At 74.4% G+C, this 16506-nt stretch carries 14 protein-coding genes; 8 read left to right on the forward strand and 6 right to left on the reverse strand.

Going from position 1 to position 16506, the window contains the following annotated elements; all coding sequences use genetic code 11:
• Positions 1-129: 129 nt before the first annotated feature.
• Together PVK37_RS15090 and PVK37_RS15095 are read left to right on the forward strand one after the other, a co-directional pair.
• Entirely contained in the window at positions 130-798 is a 669-nt protein-coding gene (locus tag PVK37_RS15090) for a response regulator transcription factor (RefSeq protein ID WP_275034636.1), read from the forward strand.
• An 8-nt stretch (positions 799-806) separates the two neighbouring features.
• Entirely contained in the window at positions 807-2030 is a 1224-nt protein-coding gene (locus PVK37_RS15095; protein ID WP_275035124.1) for a sensor histidine kinase, read from the forward strand.
• A 103-nt stretch (positions 2031-2133) separates the two neighbouring features.
• On the opposite strand, the gene PVK37_RS15100 is transcribed toward PVK37_RS15095, so the two are convergent.
• Complete coding sequence (locus tag PVK37_RS15100; protein WP_275034637.1) at positions 2134-3186, reverse strand: hypothetical protein; 1053 nt, start codon at positions 3184-3186, stop codon at positions 2134-2136.
• 378 nt (positions 3187-3564) lie between these two features.
• On the opposite strand from PVK37_RS15100, the gene PVK37_RS15105 reads away from it, so the two are divergent.
• The gene (locus PVK37_RS15105) at positions 3565-3948 is read left to right on the forward strand and encodes a VOC family protein (protein WP_275034639.1); all 384 of its coding nucleotides are present in this window, start codon (positions 3565-3567) and stop codon (positions 3946-3948) included.
• A gap of 145 nt (positions 3949-4093) precedes the next feature.
• Here PVK37_RS15105 and PVK37_RS15110 read toward each other — a convergent pair whose 3' ends face one another.
• From PVK37_RS15110 to PVK37_RS15125, 4 genes are all read right to left on the reverse strand, one after another.
• Positions 4094-4852 (reverse strand): hypothetical protein, encoded by a 759-nt coding sequence (locus tag PVK37_RS15110; protein WP_275034640.1) that lies wholly within the window; start codon positions 4850-4852, stop codon positions 4094-4096.
• Between the two features lie 197 nt (positions 4853-5049).
• A complete protein-coding gene (locus PVK37_RS15115; protein ID WP_275034641.1) occupies positions 5050-7152 on the reverse strand; it encodes a 3-hydroxyacyl-CoA dehydrogenase NAD-binding domain-containing protein in 2103 nt (700 codons plus the stop codon).
• On the reverse strand, positions 7149-8348 hold the full coding sequence (locus tag PVK37_RS15120; RefSeq protein ID WP_275034642.1) for a thiolase family protein: 1200 nt from the start codon (positions 8346-8348) through the stop codon (positions 7149-7151). Before PVK37_RS15120 ends, PVK37_RS15115 begins: the two co-directional genes overlap by 4 nt.
• A 179-nt stretch (positions 8349-8527) precedes the next feature.
• Positions 8528-9844, reverse strand: a complete 1317-nt coding sequence (locus PVK37_RS15125; protein ID WP_275034643.1) for a ribonuclease D — start codon at positions 9842-9844, stop codon at positions 8528-8530.
• Positions 9845-10073: 229 nt separating this feature from the next.
• Between PVK37_RS15125 and PVK37_RS15130 the strand changes: the two genes are divergently transcribed.
• Positions 10074-11327 carry a S1C family serine protease gene (locus PVK37_RS15130; RefSeq protein WP_275035126.1) on the forward strand — a complete coding sequence of 418 codons (1254 nt, stop codon included), beginning with the start codon at positions 10074-10076 and terminating at the stop codon, positions 11325-11327.
• A gap of 75 nt (positions 11328-11402) precedes the next feature.
• Positions 11403-12272 carry a hypothetical protein gene (locus PVK37_RS15135; RefSeq protein WP_275034645.1) on the forward strand — a complete coding sequence of 290 codons (870 nt, stop codon included), beginning with the start codon at positions 11403-11405 and terminating at the stop codon, positions 12270-12272.
• 39 nt (positions 12273-12311) lie between these two features.
• Here PVK37_RS15135 and PVK37_RS15140 read toward each other — a convergent pair whose 3' ends face one another.
• Positions 12312-12884, reverse strand: a complete 573-nt coding sequence (locus PVK37_RS15140) for a DUF3000 domain-containing protein (RefSeq protein ID WP_275034646.1) — start codon at positions 12882-12884, stop codon at positions 12312-12314.
• A 287-nt stretch (positions 12885-13171) separates the two neighbouring features.
• On the opposite strand from PVK37_RS15140, the gene hemE reads away from it, so the two are divergent.
• The 3 genes from hemE to hemQ are packed head-to-tail and all read left to right on the forward strand — an operon-like array spanning position 13172 to position 16401.
• Positions 13172-14281, forward strand: coding sequence for a uroporphyrinogen decarboxylase (gene hemE, locus PVK37_RS15145; RefSeq protein WP_275034647.1), 1110 nt, complete (start codon positions 13172-13174; stop codon positions 14279-14281).
• Positions 14282-14293: 12 nt separating this feature from the next.
• Positions 14294-15703, forward strand: coding sequence for a protoporphyrinogen oxidase (gene hemG, locus PVK37_RS15150; RefSeq protein WP_275034648.1), 1410 nt, complete (start codon positions 14294-14296; stop codon positions 15701-15703).
• On the forward strand, positions 15700-16401 hold the full coding sequence (gene hemQ, locus PVK37_RS15155) for a hydrogen peroxide-dependent heme synthase (protein ID WP_275034649.1): 702 nt from the start codon (positions 15700-15702) through the stop codon (positions 16399-16401). The genes hemG and hemQ overlap by 4 nt, the downstream gene beginning before the upstream one ends.
• Positions 16402-16506 lie beyond the last annotated feature (105 nt).

Consider the following 16506-nt stretch of genomic DNA (forward strand, 5'->3'; position numbering starts at 1 on the left):
GATCGCAGTAGTTATGTTTCGTGCAGCATCGCGTACTCGAAGATTGTTTGCAATGGATGGGTGGCTGCGGTGACCTCGCGTTTGGCGGCCGGCACTAGGTTGTGCGGGGGCGGCACCGAGGAGGCTGGAATGCGGGTACTGGTGGTGGAGGACGAGCGCAACCTCGCCGACGCGATCGCGCGGGGACTGCGCCGGCGGGGCATGGCGGTCGACGTCGCGTACGACGGTGACGCCGGCCACGAGATGGCCTTCGTCACCCGGTACGACGTGGTCATCCTCGACCGCGACCTGCCCGGCGTGCACGGCGACCAGATCTGCGCCGAGCTGGCCGCCTCCGGCACCCTCACCCGGGTGCTCATGCTGACCGCCAGCGGCACCGTCTCCGACCGGGTCGAGGGGCTCCAGCTCGGCGCGGACGACTACCTGCCCAAGCCGTTCGCCTTCGACGAGCTGGTCGCCCGGGTCCAGGCCCTCGGCCGGCGGGCCACCCCGCCCGCCCCGCCGGTGCTGGAACTCGCCGACCTGGTGCTCGACCCGGCCCGCCGGGTGGTCACCCGGGGCGGCACGCCGGTCGACCTGACCAACAAGGAGTTCGGCGTGCTGGCCGAGCTGCTCAAGGCCCGGGGCGCGGTGGTCTCCAGCGAGGAACTGCTGGAACGGGTCTGGGACGCCAACACCGACCCGTTCACCACCATCGTCCGGGTCACCGTGATGACGCTACGCAAGAAGCTCGGCGATCCGCCGCTGATCGAGACGGTGGTGGGCGCCGGATACCGGATGGGCGGAGAACCGGCATGACCGTCTACCTGACCCGCCGTCCCCGGCTGCGACCCACCCTGCGGCTGCGGCTGACCCTGCTCAACGGCATCCTGCTGATCGGGGCCGGGGCGATCCTCGTCCTGCTGGCCTGGCTGCTGGTCCGGGACGCGCTGCGCCCCACCGACGAGCTGCTCCCCGGCACCACCGTGGTGCTCGCCGACGGCCGGACCCTGGACGCCGGGCAGTGGCAGCGGCAACTGGTCGACGCCGCGTCCCGGGAACTGCTCGCCAAGGGGCTGGTCGCGCTGCTGGCGATCAGCGCCGTCGCGGTGGTCGGCGCGTACGCGGTCGCCGGCCGGGCGCTGCGCCCGCTGCACCAGGTCACCTCCACCGCCCGGCGGCTCGGCGAAGCCACCCTGGACCAGCGGATCGGCTACTCGGGCGCGGACGACGAGGTGGCCGAGCTGGCCAAGACGTTCGACGCCATGCTGGACCGGATCGCCGAGGCGTTCGAGGCGCAGAAGCGGTTCGTCGCGAACGCCTCGCACGAGCTGCGTACACCGCTGGCGGTGATGCGTACCGAGATCGACGTGACGCTCAGCGACGACGAGGCGGACGTGGCCGAGTTCCGTCGGATGGCCACCGTGGTCCGGGACGCCTCCGAACGGGCCAACGGTCTGGTGGACGCGCTGCTGGTGCTGGCGCGCAGCGAGGCCCAGGCGGGACGGCGGCTGGGCCGCAAGACCGAGTGCGACCTGGCCGACGGTACCGCCGCGGCGCTGTCGGCGGTCCGCCGCGAGGTGGAGCGGATCAAGCTGCGGGTGGAGACCGACCTGGAGCCGGCCCCGGTGGTCGGTGACCCGGGTCTGCTCGGCCGGCTGGCCGGAAACCTCGTCGAGAACGCGGTGCGCTACAACCACCTGCACGGGCGGCTCTCGGTACGGACCGGCTCCGACGGGCGCGAGTCGTGGCTGGTGGTGGGAAACACCGGATTCGAGGTGGACCAGGCGGACGTGCCCGGCCTGTTCGAGCCGTTCCGCCGGGGCGGGCGGGAGCGGACCGGGGCCCGTGGCTCCGGGCTGGGGCTGTCCATCGTCCGGGCGGTCTGCGACGCGCACGGCGGCAGCGTACGGGTGGTGGCGCAGCCCGGCGGAGGCCTGGAGGTCACGGTGACGCTGCCCGCGGCGGCGGCCACGCCGGTGGTCACCGCCTCGGCGGCGGTGACCACCACCCCGCTGCCGCCCGGCGGAACGGAACAGCCGGCCGGCTGACGAAACCGCCGCCCGGCGGACTGGCGGCGCTGCTGGCGGGAGCGAGCAGCCGCCCGGCCGGCGGCCGGCCGGACCTGCGCACGGTCGCGGGCCTGACGGGCCGTCAGTCGCGCAGCTCGACCGCGGCGCGGATGGTGCCGAACTCGGCCGCCGCCGCGGCGGCCGAGGAGAAGAACACCACGACCAGGCCGACGCTGCCGTGGTCGGCCCAGGCGCAGACCCCCAGCGACACGTCGGCGGACTTGCCGTCGCCGCACTTCGCCACCCCGCCGAGGGGACCCGGGGCGATGGCGGTCATGCCGGTGACGGACAGGTCCTTGGTGACGCCCTCGATCGCGTCGTCGAGTTCCGACTCAGGGCTGAGGACGAACGCGGAGGCGGCCACCAGCATCACCATGTTCCGGTCGTCCGGGCTGCCGTAGAACGCCCCGACCACGCCGGTGTCGTCGCTGAGCTTGGACTTCATCTCCCGGACAAGTTCGTCGGAGAGCTTCTGCAACTTGGCGTCGGTGCTCTTCGGCCGGCCGGCGAGGGTCTCCGGGGTGACCAGCCGGATCTCCGGGTCGGTGCTGGGTGTCGCGGACGGCGTCGGGGCCGGGGTGGTCCCGGTCGGGTCCGCCGAGGCGGTCGGGGTCACGGTCTCCCGGTCGCCGCCGGTGTCCTCGCCGGCGAGGGCGAAGTAGGTCAGGCCACCGCCGCCGAGCAGCACCGCCAGCACCCCGATGATGCTCAACGTCGCCGCCAGGCTGACCGGCCGTCGTCCCGGCGGGGGCGCCGCCACCGGGTAGGGGGCCGGCGCGAAGGCCCCGGGCCCCGGCGGAGGGCCACCGTACGTTCCGGTCGGCGCGGCACCCGGCGCGTACGGGCTGACCGGCGCGACACCCGGTGCGTACGGGCTGGTCGGTGCGGCAGGTGTCCCGTACGGGTTGGTCGGCGCGGCGTACGGGCTCGTCGGCGCGGCCGGTGTGCCGTACGGCAGGGTCGGGTACGGGCCGGGCGGCGGCGTGGGCGTCGCCGGCGGCTCGGCGGGCCAGCCCGGCTGGTACGGCGGGTGACCGCCCGAGGTGGGCTGGTCGTTCGGCCAGGCCGGCACGTCGTACGTGGTGGGATCCTGCTCGGGCTGCCCGGACCAGGGGTCGACCGGCGGTGTGGACATCAGATCAGCTCCAGGCGAGGGTACGAACGGGTGATGGTAGCCAGTGCCGGGCCGTCGGCGGCACCCCCGGACGCGTCGGGCCGGCCCGCGCCCGGGTCGGGCGCACCCGGGCACCATCCTCCCCGGAGGACGCAAGGGCGGCTGACGGCCGGCCGGGCAGGTTCGCGGTCGGCGGGCCGGGCAGGTTCGCGGCCGGCGGGTCGGAACAGGCGGAATCCGGGTTGCACCGGGTCGGGGAGGGCTGCCAGGATGTCCCGGTCAGCCCCGAGCCGGAGGGAGGTGCGGTCGATGTCCAGCATGATCGTTTCCGCGCCCCGGCGTCCGTACCGCTGACCGCCGACTCACCGGGGTGCTCTGGTCCACATCGGAGGACACCCCGTGAGTTCAGGAATCCACAGCGTCACGTTCGACTGCGCCGACCCCTACACCCTGGCCGGTTTCTGGTCGGAGGTCTTCGGCTGCCCCCGTCAGCCCGACGACCTGCCCGGCGACCCGGAGGCCATGCTGCTGCCGCCGGGCCGGGCGATGGTGCTGTTCGTCCAGGTCCCGGAGGGCAAGACGGTGAAGAACCGGGTCCACCTGTGCCTGCAGCCGGCCGACCGGAACCGGGACGCCGAGGTCGAGCGGCTGCTCGCCGTCGGCGCCACCCAGGTCGACGACCGGCGACGGCCGGACGGGACGGGCTGGGTGGTCCTGGCCGACCCGGAGGGCAACGAGTTCTGCGTGGAGCGCAGCGCCGCCGAGCGGGCCACCGCCGGCTGACCGCGCTGCCGGCCCCCCCGGCCTGGCTGACCGGGCCGGGTGGCCGGTCGCCCCGACCGCTGTCAGCCGGGCCGGCTGATCGGCCCGGCTGACCGGGGCCGGGCCCCTTCCCCTGCGGACACCGTGGGAAGGGGCCCGGCTCGCCTCAGTTGCGCTGCTCGATCGCGCTGCGGATGGTGGCGAACTCCGCCTCGGCCTGCTTGCCGGTCTTGTAGTAGAGCACCACCATGCCCAGGCTGCCCCGGTCCGCCCAGACGCAGATCCCCAGGTCGAGGCCCTCGGTCTTGCCGTCGCCGCACTTGGCCTCGCCGCCGAGCGGCCCCGGCTCCACGTCGGCGAGGTTGGAGGTGCCCAGCTGGCTGGTGGAGGTGGTGACGAAGTCCTGCAACTCCTGCTTCGGGTCGGCGATCAGGCCCGACACCGCGACGACCATGGCCAGGTCCTGCTTCTCCAGGCCGCCGTAGAACGCCCCGACCGTGCCGGTGGCCTCGGGGACGTCCTTCTTGAGTTCCTCGACCATCTGCTGCGAGACGGTGGTGAGGCCCGGTTCGGTGGACTTGGCGCGGCCGTTGAGGGTGTCCGGGGTGACCACGGTGGTGTTGGTGGCGTCCACCACCTCGCCCACCTCGTCCTTGACCGCGAACCAGGTCACCGCGGCCCCACCGAGGCAGAGCACCAGCACCACGGCGAGGACGATCAGCAGGACCTTGCCGACCCCGGACTTCTTCGCCGGCGGCGGCGCGGCCGCGAAGCCGGGCTGTGCCGCGCCGGGGAAGCCGGGCTGCGCCGGGCCGGGGGGCGTCGGCGTCGGGCCGTAGCCGGGTGGGGTGCCGTAGCCGGACGACGGCTGCGCGGGGTTGTCGGAGCCGAACTGCGGCTGCTCAGGGTGGTGCGGCTGGGACATCAACGCTCCAGGTGAAAGAAATGAACGCGTGATGCTAACCAACCGGTGCGACATCGACCGACCCGCCGGGATATCCGCCGGCTACCGTGCACCGGGCCGGGGCTCCTCGTGCGAGGCCGACGGAGGGTACGGGACGGAAACGGGCGCGGGGGCCGACCCGGCACCGGGTCGGCCCCCGCGGAGAGGTACGCGGAGCGTCAGGCGGGCAGGCTCGCCACCCCGTACGGCAGGAACCGGGAGCCGGTGACCCGCTCCGAGGTGCCGGTCCGGTCCAGGTACGGCGTGACGCCGCCCAGGTGGAACGGCCAGCCGGCCCCGAGGATCATGCACAGGTCGATGTCCTGCGCCTCGGCGACCACGCCCTCGTCCAGCATCAGCCGGATCTCCTGGGCCAGGGCGTCCAGCGCGTTGCCCCGGACCTGCTCGGCGGTGAGCGGGGCGTCCCCGACCACCAGCAGCTCCGCCACCGCCGGGTTGATCTCGTCGTCCACCACGACCGGCTGGCCGGACTCGGCGATCCGCTTCAGGTTCTCGCTGAGCCCGAACCGCTCCGGGTAGGCCGCGTGCAGGGTCCCGCCCACGTGGTACGCGACCGCCGGGCCGACCAGTTGGAGCAGCGCCAGCGGACGCATCGGCAGGCCCAGCGGGTCCAGCGCGCTGTCGGCGGTCTCCAGCGGGGTGCCGGCGTCCACGGCGGCGAAGACGGTGCCCAGGAACCGGGTGAGCAGCCGGTTCACCACGAACGCGGGCGCGTCCTTCACCAGCACGCAGGACTTGCGCAGCTGCTTGCCGACCGCGAACGCGGTGGCCAGGGTGGCGTCGTCGGTGCGTTCGCCCCGGACGATCTCCAGCAGCGGCAGCACCGCGACCGGGTTGAAGAAGTGGAAGCCCACCACCCGCTCGGGGTGCTCCAGGTCGGCGGCCATCTCGGTCACCGACAGCGAGGAGGTGTTGGTCGCCAGCACCGCCTCCGGCGAGACGATCTTCTCCAGCTCGGCCCAGACCTGCTTCTTGACGCCGAGGTCCTCGAAGACCGCCTCGATGACGAAGTCACAGTCGGCGAACGACGTGAGCTGACCCGGTGCCGGCGCCGCGAAGGCCTCTGCTTTTGCCGCGCCGGAGACCAGGCCGTACAGCTTGGCCGCGGTGCCCTTGTCCATCCGGCCCTTGGCGACCTGCTTCTCGATCTGGGCGTGCACGTAGGCCACGCCCTTGTCCACCCGGGACTGGTCCAGGTCGGTCAGCACCACCGGCACCTGGAGGCGGCGGGCGAACAGCAGGGCGAGCTGGCTGGCCATCAGGCCGGCCCCGACGATGCCGACCTTGGTGACCTCGCGGGCCAGCCCCTTGTCGGGCGCGCCGGCCGGCCGCTTGGCCCGCCGCTGCACCAGGTCGAACGCGTACAGCCCGCTGCGCAGCTCCTCGCTGAAGACCAGGTCGGCCAGGGCCTCGTCCTCGGCGGCGGTGCCGGTGGCGAAGTCGGCGTCCTTGGCCAGGGCGAGCAGCTCCAGGGCCTTGTTCGCGGACGGCACCGCGCCGTGCAGCCGCGCGTCGAGGGTCTGCCGGGCGAAGTACAGCACGCCGTCCCACATGTCCCGGTCGACCTCGGGCCGGGTCACGGTGACCTCGCCGCGCACCACCCCGGCGGCCCACTCCAGGGACCGTTCGAGGAAGTCGGCCGGCTCCAGCAGCACGTCGGCGATGCCCAGCTCGGCGGCCTGCTTCGGCTTGAGCATCTTGTTCTGCATCAGCGGGTTCTGGATGATCACCTGGGTGGCGGCCGGGATGCCGATCAGGTTCGGCAACAGCTGGGTGCCGCCCCAGCCGGGCACCAGGCCCAGCGACACCTCGGGCAGCGCCAGGGCCGCCGCGCCCGCCGACAGCGTCCGGTAGTGGCAGTGCAGGGCCAGCTCCAGGCCGCCGCCCATGGCCGCGCCGTTGACGAACGCGAACGTCGGTACCGCGCTGTCCTTCAGCCGGGCGAAGACCCGGTGGCCGAGCCGGCCGATCTCCAGCGCCTGCGCGCGGTCGGCGAGCTGCGGCAGGCCGACGATGTCCGCGCCCACGCAGAAGACGTACGGCTTGCCGGTGACCGCGACGAACGCCGGGTCCGCCGCCAGGGCCTCGGTGATCGCCTCGTCGAGACTGGTCAGGCCACCCGGGCCGAAGGTGTTCGGCTTGGTGTGGTCGAAGCCGTTGTCCAGGGTGATCAGGGCGGCCGGCCGGTCCAGGCCGGGCAGCCGGACCTGGCGCAGCAGCGCCCTGGTGACGACCTCGTTCGGCGCCGCGAGCGTGCTCACTTGACTCCACCCTCCGTCCAGTGCGGGTTCTCCCAGATCACGGTGCCGCCCATGCCGATGCCGATGCACATGGCGGTGAGGCCGTAGCGGACCTCGGGGTGCTCGGCGAACTGCCGGGCGAGCTGGGTCATCAGCCGGACGCCGGAGGCGGCGAGCGGGTGCCCGATGGCGATCGCGCCGCCCCACGGGTTGACCCGGGGGTCGTCGTCGGCGATACCGAAGTGGTCGAGGAAGGCGAGGACCTGCACGGCGAACGCCTCGTTCAGCTCGAACAGGCCGATGTCGTCGATGCTCAGGCCGGCGATGCGCAGCGCCTTCTCCGTCGACGGGATCGGGCCGACGCCCATCACCTCCGGCTCGACGCCGACGAAGCCGTACGACACCAGCCGCATCGCCACCGGCAGGCCCAGCTCGCGGGCGGTGCTCTCGGCGGCGATCAGGCTGGCGGTGGCCCCGTCGTTCAGCCCGGCCGCGTTGCCGGCGGTGACCTTGCCGTGCGGGCGGAACGGGGTCTTCAGGGTGGCGAGCTTCTCCAGCGAGGTGTCCCGGGGCGCTTCGTCCACCGTGGCCAGACCCCAGCCGCCGTCGGCGTCGCGGACCGCGACCGGCACCAGGTCGTCGGCGAGCTTGCCGTTGGCGTACGCCTTGGCGGTCTTGACCTGGGAGGCGAGCGCGAACGCGTCGGTGCGTTCCTTGGTGACGTGCGGGACCCGGTCGTGCAGGTTCTCCGCGGTGGCCCCCATGACCAGGGCGGACGGGTCGACCAGCTTCTCGGCGAGGATGCGCGGGTTCGGGTCGACGCCCTCGCCCATCGGGTGCCGGCCCATGTGCTCGACGCCACCGGCGATCGCGACGTCGTACGCCCCCATGGCGATGCCGCCGGCGACGGTGGTCACCGCGGTCATCGCGCCGGCGCACATCCGGTCGATGGCGAAGCCGGGCACGGTCTTCGGCAGTCCGGACAGCAGGGCGGCGGTCCGGCCGATGGTGAGTCCCTGGTCGCCGATCTGGGTGGTGGCGGCGATGGCCACCTCCTCGACCCGCTCCGGCGGCAGCTGCGGGTTGCGTCGCAGCAGCTCGCGGATGCAGCGGATGACCAGGTCGTCGGCGCGGGTGTTGGCGTACATGCCACCCGCCTTGCCGAACGGGGTGCGGACGCCGTCGACGAAGACGACGTCGCGAACTTCACGGGGCACTGGAGCCTCCTTTTCGACCATCAGTCGGCCTCCGCCCGACGGCGCTGTCGGACCGAACGATGGTCGCCGGCACGGGCGTGGTCCTTCGCATGCTACTCACCGGTAACCACTGGTGCCCGTACCCCCCGTGTGTCCCACGACACACCCACCCCGGCGACCGGGGTGGGTGTGTCACCCCGTCACGGGGTGGGCAGGACCCGGGTCAGCTCCGGCACCAGCAGGCCGAGCTGCCAGTTCCGCGCGCCGTACCCGCGCAGCGTCTCCGCCACCGTCTCCTCGGTGATCTCGTCCGGCGGGGACCAGGCCAGTCGCCGCACCGAGTCCGGAGTGATCAGGTTCTCCGGCGGCAGCCGGTGCTCACCCGCGATCCGGACCACCACCTCCCGGCACCGGGCCAGCCGCGCGGCGGCCACCGGGTCCCGTTCCGCCCACCGGTGCGGCGGCGGGGGACCCTCCACGACGGGATGCGCCGGCAGCGCGTCCTCGGGCAGCTGCCGGGCGTCCTCCAGTGCCGCCAGCCAGGTACGGGCCAGCCGGCGCACCGACCGGCCGCCGAACCCGGGCAGGGTCAGCAGGGTCTTCTCGTCCTTCGGGTCCAGCTCGGCGGCGGCGATGATCGCCGAGTCGGGCAGCACCCGCCCCGGCGCGGCGTCCCGGCGGGCCGCGATCTGGTCCCGGGCGTACCACATCGAGCGGACCCGGGCCTGGGCCCGCGCCCCGCGCAGCCGGTGGATGCCCGAGGTACGCCGCCAGGGCTCGGCGCGCACCCTCGGCGGCCGGGTCGCCGAGGCCACCAGCGCCGCGAACTCCTCCGCCGCCCACTCCTGCTTGCCCTGCCGGACGAGTTCCCCGGCGAGCGCGTCCCGCAGGTCGGTCAGCAGCTCCACGTCCAGCGCGGCGTACGTCAGCCAGGACTCGGGCAGCGGCCGGCTCGACCAGTCCGCCGCCGAGTGGTGCTTCTCCAGGGTGTAGCCGAGCAGGTGTTCGGTCAGCGCGGCCAGGCCGACCCGCTCGAACCCGGCCAGCCGGGCGGCCAGTTCGGTGTCGAACAGCCGGCGCGGACGCAACCCCAGCTCGGCCAGGCAGGGCAGGTCCTGACTGGCCGCGTGGAGCACCCACTCGGTCCCGCTGAGTACCTCGTCGAGACCCGACAGGTCGGGCAGCGGCAACGGATCGATCAGGACGGTGCCGGCGCCGAGGCGGCGTAACTGCACCAGGTAGGCGCGCTGGCTGTAGCGGTATCCGGAGGCCCGCTCGGCGTCGATGGCCACCGGGCCGGTGCCCGCCGCGAAACGGGCCACCACCTCGGCCAACTCACGCGATGTGGACACCGGCGCGGGGGTGCCGTCCCGGGGGGCGGTGAGGGGTACGGGCCCGTCGGCGGTCGCGTCTGTCCCCGCGTCCTCCGGCTCCGGCGCGGCCGAGGGCGGGTGGTGCAGATCGTTTCCCGGTCGGCTTTCGGCGGCCCGACGGCGCAGGGGTGGTTCGTCGGTCACCTGACAACCCTAGTGCGCGCGGCGATCCGGTGCGCGCAGCCCGTCCGGCGCGTGTCGGTGCGCGGTCCCCGGTGACGGGTCGCGGCCACCCCCCCCCGAACCCGTGCCGCGGTAGCTGGACACGAGGGGAGACAATGTCCTTCCGGGCCGGTACGGTCCATCGAGCCCACCGCCGGAGAGCGCCGGCGGCGGGTGGCGGACGGGCGCTCACGGGGAGGACGTGGCGATCATGACGGCGGGCTACGGGCCACAGGACGGTGGACCGCGCGGGCCGGCGCAGGGATCCGGCGACGAGGGTGGTCGACCCGGTCCGCTGCCACCACGGATGGAGCCCCGGGGCGGTTCGGGGGGTTGGCCCACCGTCCCGGCGTCCCGTGCCACGGCACCCGGCCAGCCGCCCGGCTACCCGGCCGGTGCCTCCACCGGATACCCGTCGGCGCCCGGCGCGCCCGCCGGATATCCGGCCAGCCCCGGCGCGCCCGCCGGCGGCTACCCGTCGGCCCCGGGTGCGCCCGCCGCCCCAGCGGTGCCGACGCCCCGGGCCACCTGGTCGCCCGCGCCCGAGGCCGGGCAGCGGACCCCGCAGCAGATGTTCCCGCCCCAGAGCGGCCAGCCGGCCGATCCGCGCGGCTGGTCCGGTGCCCCGGCCGGGCCGCCCACGCCCGTCGCCGGCCCCGGTGCCGCCCACCCTGCGGCCACCCGCCCGAAGTCCGGTTGGCTGCCCCGCGCGGCCCTGTTCCTGGCGCTGGTACTGGTGCTGGTCAGCGGCGTGCAGGCGTACCAGATCCACCGGCTCAACAGCCGGCTCGCGGACACCGACCGGAACATGTCGGCGGCCCAGGGCGACGACGGCGTCCGCCTCGACGGCCTGGAGCAGCGGGCAGAGGAACTGGAGAAGCAGGCCGGCACCGTGTTCAACCCGGAATCCATCGCCGCCGCCGTGCTGCCCAGCGTCTTCCGGGTCAAGGCCGGGCAGTTCACCGGCACCGCCTTCGCCGTGGGCAAGCCCAACTCCGAGGGCGGCGCGAACCTGTTCACCAACTACCACGTGGTCGAGTCGGTCTGGGACAGCGGCGGGCGGCAGGTCTTCCTGGAACGCACCGACCAGCGGTTCCCGGCCACCATCGTCAAGGTCGACGAGGAGAACGACATCGCCCACCTGCGGACCAGCGCCAAGTTCACCGGCCTGGTCACCGCGCCCACCCCGGTCAAGTCCGGCCAGCAGATCGTCGTCGTCGGCGCGCCGCTGGGCCTCACCGACAGCGTGACCACCGGCGTGGTGAGCGCCTTCCGCAAGGCGGAGAACGGCTCCGGCGACGTGATCCAGTTCGACGCCCCGATCAACCCCGGCAACTCCGGCGGCCCGGTGATCAACGGAGCGAAGCAGGTCGTCGGGATCGCCACCGCCAAGGCCCGCGACGCCGAGGGCATCGGCCTCGCCGTGCCGATCAAGACCGCCTGCGACGGCTTCGACATCTGCTGACCGGTCCCCGGTCCCGTACCCGTCCGGTCCGCCCGGTCAGCCGGCGTGGCCCGCCCCCTTCGGAGGATTCCAGACATGACCCAGCCACCCTCCGGCGGTTATCCGCCGCCCGGTCACCCGCCGCAGCAGCCGGCCGGCGGCGGACTGTACGGATCCCAGCGTGCCCCGCAGGACCACCAGCCCACCCAGCAGTTCGGTGTCGACCCGACGGTCCCGGCCCAGCCGCCGGCCGGGTACCCGCCGTCCACCCCGCCCACGGCCGCGTACCCCCAGCCCGGGTACGGCGGCTACCCGCAGTCCGCCCCGCCCTCGGGTTACCCGCAGTCGGCCCCACCGTCGCCGGGTTACCCGCAGTCGGCCCCGCCCTCGTCGGGTTACCCGCAGTCCGCGCCGCCGTCGCCGGGCGAGCACCCGGCCGGGTACGGCCCCTCCTCGGCGCCCCCGGCCCCCGGCCAGTACGCGCCCGCCTCCGGTCAGCCCTTCGGGCCGCCGATGTCCGGTCCGCCCGGATATCCGCCTCCGGCCGCCGCCGGCGGCGGTGGCGGACGCGGTCGGGCGGTGCTGGTGCTGGCGGTCGTGGCGGCGCTGCTCTTCGTGCTCGGCGGGGTGATGACCGGCCTCTACCTGAACACCAGCGGCGACCTGGAGCGCACCGAGCAGACCCTGGCCTCCCGGACCACCGACCGGGACACCAAGGTCAAGGAGATCGAGAAGCTCAAGGTCGAGTTGCAGACCGCGAAGGACAAGCTGACCGACACCCAGCAGGACCTGACCGGCACCAAGAACGACCGGGACGAGCAGGCTCGGCAGAAGAAGGTCATCGCCAACTGCCTGGAGAAGCTCACCACCGCGCTGACCGCCGCCGCCGCCGGCAACAAGGCCGCGTACGACCAGGCCACCAAGGGTCTCGACGCGGTCTGCGAGGAGGCCGAGAAGTACCTCTGACCCGCCATCCGCACCGCCCCCGGGCTCTCCTAGGACGGGTCAGGGGGTGGTGGCCGGACGGCGGTCCGGCAGGGCGGTCACCCCGGGCGGCGGCAGCCCGGCCGTCGAGGCCAGCAGCGCGCACCAGCCCAGCAGGTGCGGGGCCAGGTCGTCGGTCAGCGGCGTCCACGAGGCCCGGATCTCGATGTCCCCGACGGCGGGCGGCCCGGCCAGGTCACCGAACCGGGTCGACATGGTCTGGGTGACCGTGCCGCCGAGCGCCCGGTACCCGGCGTCCTGCGCGTCCAACGCGTCGGTCAGCCAGGTCCAGCCCACCCCGGGCAGCAGCGGGTCGGCGGCCAGGTCGGCCTCCAGCTCCGCGGTCACGTAGGTGACCAGCCGCAGGGTGCCCTGCCACGCCTCGTGCCCGGCCGGGTCGTGCAGCAGGATCAGCCGCCCGGTGGTCACCTCGTCGTCGTCGCGGAGCACGCTGGCGGAGAGCGCGAAGGCGTGTGGGGCGAGCCGTTTCGGCGCGCCCACCTCCTCCAGCACGATCTCGGCCCGGGGGGTGGTCGACCGCAGCCCGGCGACCGCGCGGGCGAAGGTCTCCGGAAGCGCGATCGGGGGGGACATGACGGCAGCCTATGCCGCCGTCGGGCCGGCTGTTCGGACGGCGCGCCGGCACCGTCGACGCTCATCACCGGTCCGGACGGTTCCACCGGTCCGGGCGGACGATCCCGTCGGCGCGCTGGACGGTGCCACACCGGCCCCGCCGGGGGAGACCGGGGGAGTTCGGTCGGCGCGGCGCGGGTGCCGCCGACCCGTCCGGGGCGGTCGCGCCGGTCCGGACCACCGGGCCGGGGTGTCCTTCGCAACCCGGAGGATGGGACGCGGCACCGAACGTGGCACGATTGCGGGCGATGACCACCACCACCGCGGGCGACGCCGCCCGAGACGGCAAGACCCGACCGGGCGGGACGTTCCGCACCGGCGGGCCGGCGGACTCGCCTTTCGTGCGGGCCTGCCGTCGGCAGCCCGGCCCGCACACCCCGGTCTGGTTCATGCGTCAGGCCGGACGTTCGCTGCCGGAGTACCGGGAGATCCGGGCCAACGTGGCGATGCTGGAGTCCTGCCGCCGCCCCGAGCTGGTGGCCGAGATCACCCTCCAGCCGGTCCGCCGGCACGGGGTCGACGCCGCGATCCTGTTCAGCGACATCGTGGTGCCGGTCGCCGCGGCCGGCGTCGACCTGGACATCGTGCCCGGCACCGGCCCGGTGGTGGCCGAGCCGGTCCGTACCGCCGCCGACGTCGACCGGATCCGCCCGATCACCCGTGACGACGTGTCCTTCGTCGACGAGGCGGTCCGGCTGCTCGTCGCCGAGCTGGGCGACACTCCGCTGATCGGGTTCGCCGGGGCCCCGTTCACCCTGGCCAGCTACCTGGTCGAGGGCGGCCCGTCGCGGACCCACGCGAAGACCAAGGCGCTGATGTACGGCGACCCGGAGCTGTGGCACGCGCTCTGCGGCCGGCTCGCCGAGGTGACCCTGGAGTTCCTCCGCGTCCAGGCCGCCGCCGGGGTCTCCGCCGTGCAACTGTTCGACTCGTGGGCCGGCGCGCTCTCCGAGGCCGACTACCGGCGCTACGTGCAGCCGCACTCGGCGCGGGTGCTGGCCGGGCTGGCCGACACCGGCATCCCGCGCATCCACTTCGGGGTGGGCACCGCCGAGCTGCTGACCGCGATGGGCGAGGCCGGGGCCGACGTGGTCGGCGTGGACTGGCGTACCCCGCTCGACGTCGCCACCGGGCGGATCGGCCCGGACCGGGCCGTCCAGGGCAACCTGGACCCGTGCGTGCTGTTCGCCCCCTGGCCGGTGGTGGAGGCCGAGGTGCGGCGCATCCTCGACGAGGGCCGGGCGGCCCCCGGCCACGTGTTCAACCTCGGCCACGGCGTCCTGCCGGAGACCGACCCCGACGTGCTGACCCGGGTGGTCGCGCTGGTGCACGAGGTGTCCGCGCGGCCCGTCGACTAGCGGGAGGCGACCATGCGGCGACCGTGGCGGATCGCGGTGGTCGGCGGCGGGATCACCGGGCTGGCCGCCGCCGTCCGGCTACGCGACCGCGCCCCCGCCGGCACCGACATCACCGTGTACGAGCAGTCCGGTCTCCTCGGTGGCAAGCTGCGCACCGGCAGCCTGGCCGGCTCGACGGTGGAGTTCGGGGCCGAGTCGTTCCTGATGCGCGACCCGGCCGGCGGGGAGTCCGCGGCGGTGACCCTGGTCCGCCGGCTCGGGCTGACCGACGGGATCGTGCACCCCACCGTCGGGCAGGCCGCGTTGGCCCTCGACGGGCGGCTGCGCCCGATCCCGGGCGGCACGCTGGTGGGTGTACCGGGGGATCTGGCGCAGGTGACGACGGTGGCCGAGCCCACCGCGGCGGCCGACGTCGACGCCGGCCGGCCGCTGCTCGGGCCGGACGAGGACGTGCCGGTCGGCGCGCTGGTCCGGCAGCGGTTCGGTGACCAGGTGGTGGACCGGCTGGTCGACCCGATGCTCGGCGGGGTGTACGCCGGCCGCGCCGACGACCTCTCCCTGGTCACCACCATGCCGGCGCTGGCCCGGGCGGCCCGTACCGCGCACACCCTGACCGGGGCGGTGCGGGCGGCCCAGGCCGCCGCGCCCCGGGCCCCCGGCGCACCGGTCTTCGGCACCCTGGCCGGCGGGCTGAGCCGGCTGGTCGACGCGGCGGCCACCGCCAGCGGCGCGACCGTCCGGCGGAACGCCACCGTCCGCGAGCTGACCCCGGTCGCGGGCGGCTGGCGGCTCACCGTCGGCCCCACCCGCGACCCGGAGCACGTCGAGGTCGACGCGGTGGTGCTGGCCGTGCCGGCCCGCCCGGCCGCCCGGCTGCTGGCCGGCCCGGCCCCGCAGGTGGCGGGGACCGTCGGCGGGCTCGACTACGCCAGCGTCGCGCTGGTCACCCTGGCCCTGCCCGAGCCGGAGCTGCCCGCCCTGTCCGGGTTCCTGGTGCCCGGCACCGAGGGGCTGCTGATCAAGGCGGCCACCTTCTTCACCACCAAGTGGGGGCACCTGCGCCGGCCGGACGGGGTGGCGCTGGTGCGGGCCTCGGTGGGTCGGTACGGCGAGGAGCGGCAGTTGCAGCTCCCCGACGCGGAGCTGGTCGACACCGTGCACCGGGAACTGTCCGAGGTGCTCGGCGCGAAGCTGCCCACCCCGCTGGCCGGTCACGTGCAGCGCTGGGGTGGGGCGCTGCCGCAGTACACCCCCGGGCACCTGGACCGGGTGGCCGCCGCGCGGTCGGCCCTGCGGTCGGCGTACCCGACCCTCGCGCTGGCCGGGGCCGGGTACGACGGGGTGGGCATCCCGGTCTGCGTCCGCTCCGGCGGGACCGCGGCCGAAGAGATCATCAGCGCACTGGAAGGATCGGCGAGATGACCGAGCAGAGCAACGCGGCCCGGCTGCGCGAACTGAACGCCAGCATCCGCTACACCATGTGGTCGGTGTTCCGGGCGAGCAGCCCGCTGCCGGCGCTGCGGGAGAACGTCACCGCCGAGGCCGAGGCCCTGGTCGAGGAGCTGGCCGGCAAGGACGTGGTGGTCCGGGGCACGTACGACGTGTCCGGGCTGCGGGCCGACGCCGACCTGATGATCTGGTGGCACTCCGCCTCCAGCGACGCCCTCCAGGACGCGTACGGCCGGTTCCGGCGGACCGCGCTGGGCCGGACGATGACCCCGGTGTGGTCGCAGATGGCCCTGCACCGGCCGGCCGAGTTCAACAAGAGCCACGTCCCGGCGTTCCTGGCCGGCGAGGAGGCCCGGGCGTACGTCTGCGTCTACCCGTTCGTCCGATCGTACGAGTGGTACCTGCTGCCGGACGCCGAGCGGCGGGAACTGCTCGCCGAGCACGGCCAGATGGCCCGGGGCTACCCGGACGTGCGGGCCAACACGGTCGCCTCGTTCGCGCTCGGCGACTACGAGTGGCTGCTCGCCTTCGAGGCCGACGAACTGCACCGGATCGTCGACCTGATGCGGGACCTGCGGGCCTCCCGGGCGCGCCGGCACGTCCGTGAGGAGATCCCCTTCTACACCGGCCGCCGCCGCAGCATCGGCGACATCGTCACGGCCCTGCCCTGAGTCGCGCGTTCCGCGCTGGGCCGTGATCCGGGGCTGGGGAGCGGTCGGTGCGTGGGCCGGCCGGGGCCGCAGCCGGAGGGGATTCGGCTGCGGCCCCGACCGGGG

The sequence above is a fragment of the Micromonospora cathayae genome, from assembly GCF_028993575.1.
GTDB classification, from domain to species: Bacteria; Actinomycetota; Actinomycetes; order Mycobacteriales; family Micromonosporaceae; genus Micromonospora; species Micromonospora cathayae.